This is a genomic window from Enterobacter cloacae complex sp. 397G4, from assembly GCF_050031515.1.
Lineage (GTDB): Bacteria > Pseudomonadota > Gammaproteobacteria > Enterobacterales > Enterobacteriaceae > Enterobacter > Enterobacter hormaechei_C.
The window spans coordinates 889,404-903,987 of record NZ_JBLGWE010000001.1 but is presented as its reverse complement, the minus strand read 5'-3'; the positions used below and the strand labels follow the sequence as shown (position 1 = coordinate 903,987).

The 14,584-nt window shown below is 50.9% G+C and carries 16 protein-coding genes; 11 read left to right on the top strand and 5 right to left on the bottom strand.

Annotation, left to right across the window (positions count from 1 at the left end):
• The first annotated feature begins 34 nt into the window (after positions 1-34).
• The 10 genes from panB to ACQG1Y_RS04250 all read left to right on the top strand — a co-directional run bounded on the left by panB (position 35) and on the right by ACQG1Y_RS04250 (position 9,546).
• Positions 35-826: a 3-methyl-2-oxobutanoate hydroxymethyltransferase gene (gene panB, locus ACQG1Y_RS04295; RefSeq protein ID WP_015572705.1), complete on the top strand. Its 792-nt coding sequence runs from the start codon at positions 35-37 to the stop codon at positions 824-826.
• 11 nt (positions 827-837) lie between these two features.
• Entirely contained in the window at positions 838-1,689 is an 852-nt protein-coding gene (panC, locus tag ACQG1Y_RS04290; protein WP_077580179.1) for a pantoate--beta-alanine ligase, read from the top strand.
• A gap of 32 nt (positions 1,690-1,721) precedes the next feature.
• Complete coding sequence (gene panD, locus ACQG1Y_RS04285) at positions 1,722-2,102, top strand: aspartate 1-decarboxylase (protein ID WP_032671421.1); 381 nt, start codon at positions 1,722-1,724, stop codon at positions 2,100-2,102.
• A 487-nt stretch (positions 2,103-2,589) separates the two neighbouring features.
• On the top strand, positions 2,590-3,174 hold the full coding sequence (locus ACQG1Y_RS04280; RefSeq protein ID WP_426736680.1) for a fimbrial protein: 585 nt from the start codon (positions 2,590-2,592) through the stop codon (positions 3,172-3,174).
• Positions 3,175-3,253: 79 nt separating this feature from the next.
• Positions 3,254-3,958 (top strand): fimbrial chaperone, encoded by a 705-nt coding sequence (locus ACQG1Y_RS04275; protein WP_370532108.1) that lies wholly within the window; start codon positions 3,254-3,256, stop codon positions 3,956-3,958.
• Between the two features lie 44 nt (positions 3,959-4,002).
• Positions 4,003-6,609, top strand: a complete 2,607-nt coding sequence (locus ACQG1Y_RS04270; protein WP_077580178.1) for an outer membrane usher protein — start codon at positions 4,003-4,005, stop codon at positions 6,607-6,609.
• Positions 6,610-6,636: 27 nt separating this feature from the next.
• A complete protein-coding gene (locus ACQG1Y_RS04265; RefSeq protein WP_050515866.1) occupies positions 6,637-7,212 on the top strand; it encodes a fimbrial protein in 576 nt (191 codons plus the stop codon).
• An 18-nt stretch (positions 7,213-7,230) separates the two neighbouring features.
• On the top strand, positions 7,231-7,791 hold the full coding sequence (locus ACQG1Y_RS04260; RefSeq protein WP_072203305.1) for a fimbrial protein: 561 nt from the start codon (positions 7,231-7,233) through the stop codon (positions 7,789-7,791).
• Positions 7,792-7,811: 20 nt separating this feature from the next.
• Positions 7,812-8,417 carry a fimbrial-like protein gene (locus ACQG1Y_RS04255; protein ID WP_033486455.1) on the top strand — a complete coding sequence of 202 codons (606 nt, stop codon included), beginning with the start codon at positions 7,812-7,814 and terminating at the stop codon, positions 8,415-8,417.
• Positions 8,418-8,439: 22 nt separating this feature from the next.
• On the top strand, positions 8,440-9,546 hold the full coding sequence (locus ACQG1Y_RS04250) for a fimbrial protein (RefSeq protein ID WP_058686583.1): 1,107 nt from the start codon (positions 8,440-8,442) through the stop codon (positions 9,544-9,546).
• Here the strand turns inward: ACQG1Y_RS04250 and ACQG1Y_RS04245 are convergent, their stop codons facing one another.
• The 4 genes from ACQG1Y_RS04245 to ACQG1Y_RS04230 all read right to left on the bottom strand — a co-directional run bounded on the left by ACQG1Y_RS04245 (position 9,547) and on the right by ACQG1Y_RS04230 (position 13,097).
• A complete protein-coding gene (locus tag ACQG1Y_RS04245; protein WP_033486453.1) occupies positions 9,547-10,794 on the bottom strand; it encodes a polysaccharide deacetylase family protein in 1,248 nt (415 codons plus the stop codon). It lies immediately after the preceding gene.
• A 63-nt stretch (positions 10,795-10,857) separates the two neighbouring features.
• Positions 10,858-11,298, bottom strand: coding sequence for a PTS sugar transporter subunit IIA (locus tag ACQG1Y_RS04240; RefSeq protein ID WP_015572698.1), 441 nt, complete (start codon positions 11,296-11,298; stop codon positions 10,858-10,860).
• 105 nt (positions 11,299-11,403) lie between these two features.
• Positions 11,404-12,174, bottom strand: coding sequence for an ABC transporter permease (locus tag ACQG1Y_RS04235; RefSeq protein WP_006810078.1), 771 nt, complete (start codon positions 12,172-12,174; stop codon positions 11,404-11,406).
• Positions 12,171-13,097, bottom strand: coding sequence for an ABC transporter ATP-binding protein (locus tag ACQG1Y_RS04230; RefSeq protein WP_017383763.1), 927 nt, complete (start codon positions 13,095-13,097; stop codon positions 12,171-12,173). Before ACQG1Y_RS04230 ends, ACQG1Y_RS04235 begins: the two co-directional genes overlap by 4 nt.
• 107 nt (positions 13,098-13,204) lie before the next feature.
• Here ACQG1Y_RS04230 and can point away from each other — a divergent pair, with 107 nt between their 5' ends.
• On the top strand, positions 13,205-13,867 hold the full coding sequence (gene can, locus ACQG1Y_RS04225) for a carbonate dehydratase (RefSeq protein ID WP_426736679.1): 663 nt from the start codon (positions 13,205-13,207) through the stop codon (positions 13,865-13,867).
• Between the two features lie 64 nt (positions 13,868-13,931).
• On the opposite strand, the gene hpt is transcribed toward can, so the two are convergent.
• Positions 13,932-14,468, bottom strand: a complete 537-nt coding sequence (gene hpt, locus ACQG1Y_RS04220; RefSeq protein ID WP_003856303.1) for a hypoxanthine phosphoribosyltransferase — start codon at positions 14,466-14,468, stop codon at positions 13,932-13,934.
• Between the last annotated feature and the right edge of the window lie 116 nt (positions 14,469-14,584).

Here is a 14,584-nt window from a genome sequence, read left to right as displayed (position 1 = left end):
GCAAAGATTCGCTTTTGGGCCATCAGGAAACAGTATGAAACCAACCACCATCTCCTTATTGCAGAAATGCAAACAGGAAAAAAAACGCTTCGCCACTATCACCGCGTATGACTACAGCTTCGCAAAACTGTTTGCCGAAGAAGGGATCAACGTCATGCTGGTCGGAGACTCGTTAGGGATGACGGTACAAGGACATGATTCCACTCTGCCGGTCACGGTCGAGGATATTGCTTACCATACCCGCGCCGTGCGCCGGGGTGCCCCCGCCTGCCTGCTGCTTTCCGATCTGCCGTTTATGGCGTATGCCACCCCGGAGCAGGCCTTCGAAAATGCGGCGACCGTGATGCGCGCCGGCGCCAATATGGTCAAAATCGAAGGCGGCGCCTGGCTGGTCGATACGGTGAAAATGCTCACCGACCGCGCCGTGCCGGTTTGTGGTCATTTGGGGCTGACGCCGCAGTCGGTCAACATCTTTGGCGGATATAAGGTGCAGGGCCGAGGCGATGCGGCGCAGACGCTGTTTGATGATGCCGTGGCGCTGGAAGCCGCGGGCGCGCAGCTGCTGGTGCTGGAGTGTGTGCCGGTTGAGCTGGCTAAGCGTATCACTGAGGCGCTGTCGATTCCGGTGATCGGCATCGGCGCGGGTAACGTCACCGATGGCCAGATTCTGGTCATGCACGACGCCTTTGGGATCACCGGTGGCCATATTCCAAAATTTGCTAAAAATTTCCTGTCAGAAGCAGGCGACATGCGTGCTGCTGTGCGGCAGTATATTGCCGAGGTTGAGTCCGGCGTTTATCCGGGCGAAGAACACAGTTTCCATTAAGGAGTCCAGGTGTGCTAATCATAGAAACCCTGCCGCTGCTGCGTCAGCATATTCGTCGGGCGCGTCAGGAAGGTAAACGTATCGCCCTTGTTCCAACCATGGGCAACCTGCACGACGGCCATATGAAGCTGGTCGATGAAGCGAGAGCCCGGGCAGATATCGTGGTGGTCAGTATCTTCGTTAACCCGATGCAGTTCGATCGCGAAGACGATCTGGCGCGCTACCCACGTACTTTGCAGGAAGATTGCGAGAAGCTCAAAAAACGTCATGCGGATATCGTCTTCGCACCGGCACCCGCAGATGTGTATCCCCAGGGCACCACTGAATCGACCTACGTCGACGTGCCGGGTATTTCGACCATGCTGGAGGGCGCCAGCCGCCCGGGCCATTTCCGTGGCGTCTCCACCATCGTCAGCAAGCTGTTTAACCTTGTGCAGCCGGACATCGCCTGCTTTGGCGAGAAAGATTTCCAGCAGTTGGCGCTGATCCGCAAAATGGTTGCCGACATGGGCTACGACATCGAGATCGTCGGCGTGCCGATTGTACGCGCGAAAGATGGCCTGGCGCTCAGCTCCCGTAACGGCTATCTGACCGCCGAACAGCTTAAAATTGCGCCGGGCTTAAGCAAAGTCATGAATACGATGGCAGAGCAACTGCTGGCAAAAGAGTTAACAGCAGAAGAGATTATCGCCCTGGCTGAACAGGCGCTGAACGAGAAAGGTCTTCGTGCTGACGACGTTCAAATTCGGGATGCCGATACGCTTCTGGCACTTACAGAGACCAGCAAACGTGCGGTAATTCTGGTGGCGGCATGGCTCGGCCAGGCCCGCCTTATCGATAACAAAGTGGTTGAGCTGGCGTAGTTTTTCTACCCGGAAGATGAAAGGTAAACGTAATGATTCGCAAAATGCTGCAAGGTAAACTTCACCGTGTGAAAGTCACTCAGGCCGACCTGCATTATGAAGGCTCCTGCGCGATCGACCAGGATTTTCTCGACGCGGCGGGTATTCTCGAAAACGAAGCCATTGATATCTGGAACGTTAACAACGGCAAACGTTTCTCAACCTACGCGATTGCTGCCGAGCGCGGTTCTAAAATCATCTCCGTTAACGGCGCGGCTGCACATTGCGCGGACGTAGGTGATATCGTGATTATCGCCAGCTTTGTCATGATGTCTGACGACGAAGCACGCCGCTGGCAGCCAAAAGTAGCCTACTTTGAAGGCGACAATGAGATGAAACGTACCGCGAAGGCGATTCCGGTGCAGGTTGCTTAATCCGCGCTTACAGGCTGCAGAGAAATGTGCAGCCTGTGCTTTTCACCCTGCGTTTTATTAATTTAGATAGTATCAACGATGACTCATTCATAGTGATAATATTAACGCCACGCGTTTCTCTTGATGCTTATAACACTCATTTCACACACTCTCCCTTTCAGAATTAAACTCATTTCGTTAAAAATTAAAGTAATAAAATATTTTATGAGCCTGTGAAATTTCATAAGAATAAATTAAAATGGTTTTATTAAGACACAATTTTACATGTGTTACTATTAAACTAACCATCAAAAGAAACGACCTGACCCTGGAAGTTCAAGAGCTAACTATCTGGACTATCGGCCTCACTTGAAATTAGATTAACTAAAAATTAACTTAAGCATATTTAAATACAAAGTTAATCAAAACAATACTATATTCGCCCTGCTTTTAATCTAAAGCTGAATTGGTTTTCTACAAACTCTTTTCTAATAAATGGATGTTCAAAATGTTCAAAAAATCTCTTTTAGCCGCAACTGTGGCTGTAATGGCAATGGGCTCTGTTTCTGCAATGGCGGCTGATGTAGGCGTGATCACTTTTGATGGCGCGGTAACTGACACCACTTGCGTATTCACTTCCAATAACGGTGTTGACGCCAATAACGTCACCATTACCATGCCTGTAGTTAAAAAGGCAGACGTGGAAAAAACTACCGTTGACACTGGCGTTGGGTCTAAAGAGTTCGAACTGCATCTGAGCGAATGCCCGGATACACTGACCAAAGCGTCCGCGACCTTTACCTCTCAGCAGTTCGCAGAACTGTCTAACGGTACGCTTAAAACCGACCCAACGGTGACCGGTCATGCTGATAACGTAAGTCTTGCGCTGTTCAACAACACCACCACCAGCTCCGATCGCGTCATGATCGGCCAGCCGAACAACAACACTCAGGAAGCTACACTGGAAGCGGGTAAAGGCACTCTGGCCTACCGTGTGGCGTACGTTCCGAGCGCCGACTGGGCTGCTGGTACTAACGATATCGCGGCCGGTAAAGTGAGCAGCAACGTCACTTTCACCATGTCTTACCAGTAATAGCTGCATTTTAGTTCTGCGCTCACGGATGAGGTGGGCGCATGTTTGTTTAATGGATGACATTATGCGCCTTTCAAAAATGAATGTTACCGCACTGTTTTGCAGCGCGGCTTTTTTAGTTTCTAGCTCTGCATTTGCAGATATCGTGATTTCCGGCACGCGCGTTATTTATCCGCAGTCTGCAAAAGACGTTACTGTCAAAATGGAAAACCGCGGTAATAAGCCACTTTTGGTCCAGGTATGGCTCGATGATGGTCGTGATACCACCAACCCAGAAGAGCTAAAAGTTCCGTTTATCGTCACCCCCCCCGTTTCACGCGTTGATCCAGCTAAAGGCCAAACCGTGCGTATTACATGGCTTGGACAAGCAATGCCCCAGGACCGCGAAACCATGTACTGGTTTAACGTGCTTGAAGTGCCACCGAAAACCAAAGACACCGACAGCCAGAATATGCTGCAGCTGGCGTTTAGAACACGCATAAAAATGTTCTTCCGGCCTGATGGTTTGAAAGGCGATTCTTCTGTAGCAGCAGCACAGCTTAAATGGACGCAGCAAAATAATGCGCTGGTAGCGCGTAATGACTCCCCATATTACGTCTCCGTCGCAAAAATCGATATCAGCGCCGGCGGCAAAAAAATCGAAATCGATCCGCATGTGGTCGCTCCTTTTGCAAGCCAGTCGTACGCACTGAAAGAGGCTGGCTCCATCAAGGTTAAAAAAATGACCTACACATCTATAAATGATTACGGCGGCGCTGAACCTCACGAGACCACCGTTAATTAAGAAGAACTGTACATTAATTAGTAGCTAACGGATTAGTGATAGCAATGTTATTTCGCCACTCGTTTCTTTGTATTGCCATATGCACAGCCCTTCAGACTGCAAGTTTTGCCGCTGAGAGTGCGGCTGTGCCATCCTCTGGTAGTGAAGAGGTCGAATTCAACGATCAGTTCCTGTACAAAACAGGAACCAATATTGATGTTAGCCGCTTTTCCCGCGGGAACCCGGTAGTACCAGGCACATTCAAAACGCAGCTTGTTCTTAATGGGCAAAAGAAACTGCTTACCGATTTCACCTTCAAAGATAACGGGACTCCCCGCGCACAACCTTGCTTCACCCCGAAAATATTGATGCAAATTGGCCTTAAAGCAGAGGCTATTCAGGCTGCGACAGGCAAAGACAGTGCTGTTGAAAATGCTGAGGAAACCTGTGTCGAATTACAGCACGCTTTTACGGGTGCCTCCTGGGATTTCGATGCAGGTACACAAGAATTGAGTCTGATTGTTCCACAAATTTATGTTGAACATCGTCCTGGGGGATATGTCGATCCCTCTCTGTGGGAAGACGGCATTACCGCGGGAACATTATCCTACGATCTTAACGCCTGGCATTCCGACACGCCTGACGGTTCGAGCGATACTGCTTACGCCGGGCTTAAATATGGCCTGAATATGGGACCATGGCGCTTACGTTCACGCGGGACATTGAACTGGGATCAGGAAAGTGGCTCCGACTATTCAAGCCAGGATATTTATCTACAGCGTGATATCACTTCCCTGCGAGCTCAGTTACTGGTGGGTGATTCCTATACGCGTGGGGATACGTTTAACTCGTTAAATCTGCGTGGATTACGCATGTATAACGACGATCGCATGCTCCCTGGCGGTATTTCAACCTACGCCCCCACTATCCGTGGCGTAGCGAAAAGTAACGCTAAAGTTACCGTTAGCCAAAACGGAAACAAGATTTATGAAAGCACGGTGCCACCGGGCGCTTTCGAGCTTAATGACCTCAGCACAACCGGCTATGGCAGTGACCTGATCGTCACGATTGAAGAGTCAGACGGCAGCACACGTACCTTTTCAGTGCCCTACTCCTCCGTCAGCCAACTACTGCGCCCCGGGTATAGCCGCTGGGATATCGGCGCTGGTGAATTAAATGACAATGGCCTTCGTGATAAGCCTCGTCTGGGTTATGCCACTGGTTATTACGGCTTAAGCAATCTGTTTACCGGTTACGCTGGCGTGCAGTATATGGACACGGGCTATTTCTCAGGTCTGCTTGGCATTGCGATGAACACGTATATAGGCGCGTTCGCCTTCGACGTGACACATTCCGATGCGGATGTGGATGGTATAGGAACGTTGACAGGTCAAAGTTATCGCCTTTCATGGAGTAAGCTCGTTGAAGAGACGCAGACCTCGTTCAACGTTGCAGCGTATCGCTTCTCCACCGAAGACTATTTGACGTTAAATGATGCGGCTTCGCTGTCAGAAGACGTTAAATACCGGGATATATCGCGTAATCCAGAGCACACGGGCAACGATGTATACAATCACTTCCAACGTATGAAGAACCAAATTCAGCTAAACATCAGTCAACCGCTCAGCTCCGGAAAAGATGCTTATGGTTCATTATATCTGACGGGAAGCTGGCAGGATTACTGGAATAATACCAGTTCCACTTCACAATATTCCGTTGGTTATAACAACTCATTCTGGCTGGGTAGCTATAGCGTATCGTTACAGCGCAGCTACGACGAGTATGGCGAGAAAGATGACAGTGTTTACCTGAATCTGACGATTCCATTGGAGAATCTGCTGGGCCATAAGCGCCATCCAGCCGGTTTCTCCAGCATTAACACAAGTATGAGTTCTGATTTTAAAAAGAATACCTCCTTCAACACCAGCGCCAATGGCAATACAGATGATTACCGCTTCAGTTACAGCGTAAACACCAGTACGACCCATTCTGATAGCGGTGATATTAACCAGCTAGGCGGGTATGGCACTTACAACAGTTCCTATGGTCCGCTAAGCCTTTCTGCTTCGGCTTCCGATGACAGCAGTCGTCAGTACTCCATGAGTTACAGCGGGGGAATGATGGTACATGCAGGCGGTCTAACGCTGGCACCAGGAAGTATAGGTGATACCGATACGCTGGCACTGGTCAATGCGCCAGGTGCAAAAGGGGCTCGTTTGACCATCGGTGACGGTGTCATTGGCAGCTCTGGTTACGCCATTATGCCCTATCTGACGGCCTATCGGGAGAACACTGTAGGTATCGATATTTCCAGTCTGGAATCAGACGTGGAGGTAAAAAGCACCAGCACAGTGTCAGTGCCGCGCAGTGGTGCCATCGTACAGGTGGATTTTGAAACCGACCAGGGCCGCTCATTGCTGCTCGACCTTCATCGCTCTGATAACGGATTTATACCGTTAGGAGCCAACGTGCTGGATGAAAAGGGGCTGTCGATTGGTTCCGTTGGTCAGGCGGGTCAGGCTTATGTGCGTGGAGTAGAAGACAATGGAACGCTGCGGGTGGTATGGGGCAGTGATGCAAACAGCACATGTACCGTGACTTACCACATAACTCCCTCTGCTCAGAAAGTGGGTCTGACGACGGTACTCGCTAACCAAACTTGCCAGATATAACGATTTTTTAACAGGGAGTTATTTTTAATGAAGAAAACATTGTCACTGACAAGCCTCAGCACATTGCTTGCTCTGGCGTTAAGTTCACAGGCTATGGCAGCAACAACGAATCTGGATGTTACGTTTACCGCCTCACTGCGGGAAACCACCTGCGATGTAAAAATTGAGGGCGGCGCAGGTGATGGAAAAAATAACACTATTCCAATCGGTACTAGTGGCAAGACCTCGCTAGCAGATATCACTGCGGGCTCAGACGTGGCCAGCACAACGTTTAAGCTTAAAATCGTTGAGTGTCCATCCAGCCTACAGTCATTAAAAACCACGATCACCGGCATCAAGTCGGTATATTCCGATACCATCATTAACAATAGTGCGACCGGAACAAAAGCAGACTATACCGGTGTGTCTATCGCCCGCTCTGCTGCACCTACTGCGCCATTTACCATCAATGCCACTGATGATGCTAAACGTCTGGTCTGGACGGCGGCCGAAATCAGTAGCAAAGAAGTCTCCCTTATTGCCCGTATGGCGGAAACAAAAGCAGGTCTTGCAACCACGGGTGACTTCAGTGCAGTTGCCACTTTTAACTTTGAATACCAGTAAGCGGAAGGATACGCAAAGATGAACATAAAATCGTCCACACTGATTGCTCTGGCAATTTCTTCCGGTCTCTTCAGCGCCGCCAGTAGCGCGATTACAGGTACTACCAGCGTTCAGGCAACCTTTACCTCTACGGTTGAGGCGGGGACCTGTACTGCGCAGATCCAAAACAGCGGTGGTCAACAAATTACGACGTTGCCATTTGGAGATGTTTTTAAGTCAGACCTTGTGGCTCAAAGCCGAAGCGAACCATTCAAAATCGTTTTTAGCAGCTGTGCAGGTGTGAAAACTGCGAGCGTACAAGCAACCACCGGAGCGGGAGGGGAGTGTTCTGGCGATGCGAAAAATGGTGATTCATTTAACGCCAGTAATGGCGCGGCCTTTGAAGTCTGGAAAGGAACGTCTGGATCAGGAATGCTGATGAACTGTAGTACAAAACCGTCACAAGCCGTCACTATTAGCGGTGCATCCGCTAGTGTAGATATGAATGCACGTATCGTGATCGCAAAAGATAAAACGATCGCAGATGTCACCGCCGGTGACGTTAGCGCGCCCGTGACGTTTGTCGTCACTTACCAGTAATAATCATGGGCAGAGCAGAGATGTCAAACAAACAGAAAAATAAGGTTCTCAAAAGATCGGTGATCTTCGCAGGACTCATTGCCTGGCACTGGTCTGCCCCATGCCTGTCAGCGGAAACAGGCATGGATGTCACGCTTGATGCCAATATTGTCGAAAACACCTGCCAGATTTCGATTCCAGATGGAGGAAAAGTCCATCTGCCGACGGTCAGTAAGAATTGGTTTTATAACCCCGATGGAAGCTCGCGTTTGCAGCCTACAGATGCAGCAAGCGGCACCCCGTTTACAGTGCGGGTAGAAAGTTGCTCTGGCGATAATATCTCGGTAAATGCGGTGGATTTCAGTTTCCAGCCACAAAGCAAGCAGTGGCCGGTTGGCACTCGCCAGGTGTTTATCAACGAAACCAAGGTCCTGGAAGGCGGAGCAGAAAACACGGGTGTCGTTATCTTTTCAAAAGCGTTAAACACCAATGTACTGAACGCGGACGGTAGCTCCAGCGTGTTAATCGATGCAGGCGCAGATAGCTGGGTGAAAGATTATCCATTTTATGCACGCTTACAGAACGTCGGCCTCGTGAAAGCGGGAAAAGTGACGAGTAGTGTTGTGGTTAATGCCACCTATAACTAGAGTAAACAGGAAGAATATACTCATGAGTAACACAGGATGGTTTAATATTTTTGCATGGGCAAGACTGTTCGCGGCAAGTCTACTGCTACTGCAAGGGTATGCTTGGGGTGAATGCCATTTTGGCTATAGTGGCGAGGGCGGGACCTCAACGATTGTCAATACCCTTGCAAATTCACCTGTCTATTTTAAATCCAGTTACAACACGGGAATACCGGGCCATTTTAGTGAGATTGCGGGCCCCTTTAATGCACAACTTTCCCCTGGGCTTTGGTCTCAGTGCGATGCAGGAAACGAAGGTGAACAAATGTCAAATATCACCTACGACGTGGTTGGGACTACCGACGAAGGGTACGCGCTTTGGCCAACCAATATTGACGGGATTGCTTATGCAGTGAGGGTTTATAGCGATAGCAACCCTGGAGCATATTTTCAATATTCCTCTGGTCAATGGATAAACCTTCCCATAAACGCGTCGAAAACAGATCATAATTGGAAAATCCAAATCAAGCTTTATCAGCGAGACAGTATTCTGGGTAACCCTGAACATGTTTCGGTAATAACCCCACAAGGGTCAAAAAAAATCGGTGGGATGTCCATTGGAGGGCATACGGACAGCGACAACCAACCCTGGTGGTTTAATATTACGCCGTCATCTTTTAGCATTCCGGTTGCCGCCGCCACCTGTCAGGCAGCCATGGTCAATGGCGGCAGTAATAACGTTGATTTTGGTGAAGTTATGTTCTCCGATGTGAAAAACAGCGGCTGGTATCCACATAAACAATTTAATTTGCAGCTCAAAGGTTGTGCTAATACGGTGGGTATTTATTATAAAGTCAGCTCCAATACAACCACCTCTGTTCCCGGAACGGGGGTTGTGTTGACCAATATCTTGACTTCGAATGCCGCGAGAGGGGTTGGTGTCTTAATAAACGAAGAGTTTCCCTCCAACCCAGGGGGACATGGAGAACCGATAATTAACGATCCCACACCAATTTATGCACCTCTTCGCACGGTAGGCACCAGCGAAAACATTGATTTACCTTTTAATGCCTATTTTATGGAATATACCAGCGATATTGCTGCCGGTAATTTCAAAGCGGTGGCGACATTCTCAATAGAGTATTTGTAATCACCCCTGCGGCTGATTGCTGATCAGCCGCGACATCGTCTCCAGCGAATCCGTTCTTAGAATATACAGCCGCTTCAGTAAGAACGGATTATCCCCCGGCTTCACCTTCCCTTTCACCGTTGTCACCGCCAGATGAAAACCGGCATCATTCGCGGCTTTAATCGCTTTATTGTCATACCCGCCAAACGGGTACGAAACATACAGCACGCGCGGGTTGAACTGCGCCAGTGCACGCCGTGAGCGTTCAAAATCGAACAGGATCACGTGATAGCTGCGGCTCAATAAGATGGGGTGTTTATACCCATCAACGCGATGCAGGAAGTGGGTGTGAGACTGAATGTCGAACACATCCTGGATGGCCTTGATTTCCTGAACGCTCATAAACTGTAGCGATCGGGGATCCCACTTCTGCGGGTGACCTTTGATTCGGGATGAAATAATAAACGCCGTCGCGTTGAAGCCATACTCTTTCAGCACCGGATACGCGTAGCGGCTCACCGATTTCAGGCCATCATCAAAAGTGATCACCACCGCTTTCGCGGGGAGGTTCATCTTGTTACGCACGTACCCTTCAAGCTGGTACATTGTCAGCGTGGTATAGCCTTGATCGCGTAACCAGGCCATCTGATTATTAAACGCACGTACGCTGGTTGTCGTGGAGGTATGTCGAAAACGGGTGTTCTCTTCATCACGCAGGATATGGTGGTAGGTCAGAATCGGCAGTCCGTTATCTTCCTGTGCATCCAGGCTGCTGATCCACGCCAGACGATTGCCGATGCGGATCTGAAACCAGGTCTGGTTCAGGCGATCTTTCAGCTTATTAAGAATCGGATAGCGAAGATTGGCGCTTAAGGTGCCAAAGGGCGCGCTTCCGCTGCTGGGGGCATTATACACTGGCGTGTCTTTCCAGGTGATGAGGTTTTGATTGCTGAGCGGCTTGTTCAGATCGCCCAGACTATCCTCAACGCGTTGCTTACCCTGCACTTTTTCCAGGTGCTCTTTATCAATAAACCCCGTACCGAATCCGAAACGAAATTCATAGTAATCCGCCGCGGCCGGAAAGACGGCGAGGATCTGCCCGGCGCGGACATTGCCCACGTTCACGACGGCATTTCCCACCTGCGCCCAGATGGCCGCATCTTCGGTGGTTTGCATATATTGGGCAGGAAGGCCTTGCTGACTGGTCAGGCTGGCAGACGCACCACCGGAGACCAGTAGCAGAAGGATAAAGATAACGCGCATGAGCATGGGATATAAATCGATACGGAAAATCAGTCGCCATTGTAGCAAAAGCGACATCAATACCAATGTTTAATGCTTATACAGATCGTGAAGCAGAACGAAAGGCGGATTCTTCTGCTGCTGGTGCCACAGGCTGCTCACGCCCGGCGAGCCTTGCGCCACAATGGCGTGACGAAACTCAGCGCTGCTCAACGTTGCGCGCAGCGGATACATCGCTTCGAGTAAAGGCAGGCTGATACCGGAGATCACTTCACAGTTATCATGCTTATGGCTCATTAACGCCGCTGAACGGTAAGGCGCCGCGCCCGATCTGTCGGTGAGAAAAATCACGCCATCACCGGTGTCGGTTTCATGCAGCGCGTCGCACATCATCCGGCTTAGCATATTGGTGCTCAGCCCTCGCCAGTAATTTACCGCACGACATTGCGCCAGAGGGCCAAATCGCGCCTCCAGCTTCAGGAGCATTTCCTGTGCCTCTTCATCGTGGCAGGTGATAACCCATCCCAGCATAACGTCTCTCCTTAGCAGGCGAGTAGTTTATCCAGGTGAAGGTTAGTTTACGGTGATAACTGTCAAAGAAAGTGCCCGGCAAACAGAACGTCGCCGGGCAGAAGATTAGCTACGCAGCCCACGTCCACGCTGGATCAGATACCAGCACAGCAGATAGAACGCCACGATAAATACCGCCAGCACCACAACGGTGGTGAACAGCGGGACATCGGTAATGCCGAGGAAACCAAAGCGGAAGCCGCTGATCATATAGACAATCGGGTTCAGGTGCGACAGCGCCTGCCAGAACGGCGGCAGCAGCGTCAGGGAGTAGAACACCCCGCCCAGATAGGTTAGCGGCGTCAGCACGAAGGTCGGGATCAGGCTGATGTCATCGAACGTTTTGGCGAACACGGCGTTCAGCAAGCCAGCCAGTGAGAACAGGATCGCCGTCAGCAATAGCGTGAGCGCCACGAACAGCCACGAGTGCACCTGGAACGGCACGAAGAACAGCGAAATCGCCGTCACCAGAATACCCACGCACAGCCCGCGCGCCACGCCGCCGCCCACGTAACCGGCGATAATGACGTGCGTCGGCACTGGCGCCACCAGCAGCTCTTCAATGTTGCGCTGGAACTTGGCGCTGAAGAATGAGGACGCCACGTTCGCGTAAGCGTTGGTGATCACTGCCATCATGATCAGGCCCGGCACGATAAACTGCATATAGGTAAAGCCGTGCATCTCACCAATGCGGGAGCCAATCAGGTTGCCGAAAATGATGAAGTAGAGCGTCATGGTGATCACCGGCGGCACCAGGGTTTGCACCCAGATGCGCATAAAGCGGTTAATCTCTTTCGCCCAGATGCTTTTCAGCGCGACCCAGTAAAGATGCGTCATGCCTTGTCTCCTTGTTTATCGTGCACCAGAGAGACAAACAGCTCTTCCAGTCGGTTCGCTTTGTTACGCATGCTTAATACCTGAACGCCCTGCGCGCTCAACTGGGAGAACACGCTGTTGATTCCCTGCTCGCGCAGCACTTCTACCTCCAGCGTCGAGGTATCGACCAGGCGATAGTTATACCCCTCCAGCTTCGGCAGGGCGCTTTTCGCCGCCAGATCGAGGATAAAGGTCTCTGATTTTAGCTTGGAGAGCAGGTTCTTCATCGAGGTGTTTTCCACCAGCTCGCCGTGCTGAATGATGCCGATGTTGCGGCACAGCATCTCTGCCTCTTCAAGGTAGTGCGTGGTCAGAATGATGGTGGTGCCTTTGTCGTTCAGATCCTTCAGGAAGCCCCACATGGAACGACGCAGTTCAATATCCACGCCAGCGGTCGGTTCATCAAGAATGAGCAGCTTTGGCTCGTGCATCAGCGCGCGAGCAATCATCAGGCGGCGCTTCATCCCCCCGGACAACATCCGCGCGCGCTCGTTACGCTTCTCCCACAGGTCAAGCTGTTTGAGATACTTTTCGCTGCGCTCCAGCGCTTCTTTGCGCTCAACGCCATAGTAACCCGCTTGGTTAACAACAATCTGCTGTACCGTCTCAAACGGGTTGAAGTTGAACTCCTGCGGCACCAGCCCCAGCTGGCGCTTGGCGTTGACCACGTCTTTTTGCAGGTCGTAGCCAAACACGCTAACGCGGCCAGACGTTTTATTGACCAGCGAGCTGATAATCCCGATGGTGGTCGATTTTCCCGCCCCGTTCGGCCCCAGAAGCGCGTAGAAATCTCCCGCTTCGACTTTAAGATCTATCCCGCGCAGCGCCTGGACGCCCCCCGGGTAGGTTTTTTTGAGCTGTTCAAGCTCCAGTGCAATCGCCATGAATTCAACTTACCTTAAGTTCTGACACACGTTGTGTGGTTTCATTAAAAGTCGGGTTACCCTATAGTAGCGCAACGCAATCACTTGGTTACAGGTCGCTAACCTCCATGAACGACATAGATACACTCATCAGCAACAATGCACTATGGTCAAAAATGCTGGTGGAGGAAGACCCCGGATTTTTTGGAAAACTGGCACAGGCGCAGAACCCGCGCTTTCTCTGGATTGGATGTTCCGACAGCCGCGTCCCCGCCGAACGTCTGACCGGTCTTGAACCGGGCGAACTGTTTGTTCACCGCAATGTGGCTAACCTCGTTATTCATACCGATCTCAACTGCCTTTCGGTTGTTCAGTATGCCGTTGACGTTCTGGAGGTTGAGCACATCATTATTTGTGGCCACTACGGCTGCGGCGGCGTACAGGCGGCGGTCGAAAATACAGAGCTGGGGTTAATCGATAACTGGCTGCTGCACATCCGTGATATCTGGTTCAAACATAGCTCACTGCTGGGCGAAATGCCGCAGGAGCGCCGTCTCGACACGCTGTGTGAGCTGAACGTGATGGAGCAGGTCTATAACCTGGGCCACTCGACGATTATGCAGTCTGCCTGGAAACGCGGACAGAAGGTCTCCATCCCCGGCTGGGCGTACGGTATTCACGACGGCCTGCTACGCAATCTGGAAGTGACCGCCACCAACCGCGAAACGCTGGAACAGCGTTACCGCTCGGGAATTGCCAACCTCAAGCTTAAGCACGTTAACCATAAATAACAAAGCCGGGGGTTTTCACCCTCTCCCTGTGGGAGAGGGCTGGGGTGAGGGCATCAGCCCGCAATTATTCGTCCAGAATCACTACTTTCCCAACATACGGCAGATGGCGATAACGCTGCGCGTAATCAATGCCGTAACCCACCACGAATTCGTCCGGGATGGAGAAACCAACGAACTCCACCGGCACCTGCACTTCACGGCGCTCAGGCTTATCCAGCAGAGTACAAATCGCCAGTGATTTTGGTTCACGCAGGCTCAGGATCTCACGCACTTTAGAGAGCGTGTTGCCGGAGTCGATGATGTCCTCAACAATCAACACATCTTTGCCACGAATATCTTCATCCAGATCTTTCAGGATTTTCACATCACGGGTTGTGGACATGCCGCTGCCGTAGCTGGAGGCGGTCATAAAATCGACCTCGTGCGGCACCTGCACTTCACGGCACAGGTCTGCCATGAACATGAAAGAGCCACGCAACAGACCGACCAGCACCATTTCGCTGCCGCTGTCCTTGTAATGTTCGGTGATTTGACGACCCAGTTCGGCGATACGCGCTTTGATCTCGGCTTCCGGGATCATCACTTCAACAGTATGTTTCATATTACTAACCAAATGATTTTAGTGAAAATCTCTCAATGCGGATGACTCTCGCTCCGGCATCGATACGCAAGCCAGCCATTATACCAGTAATTGGATAAGCCTGGCGTATGAGTTAT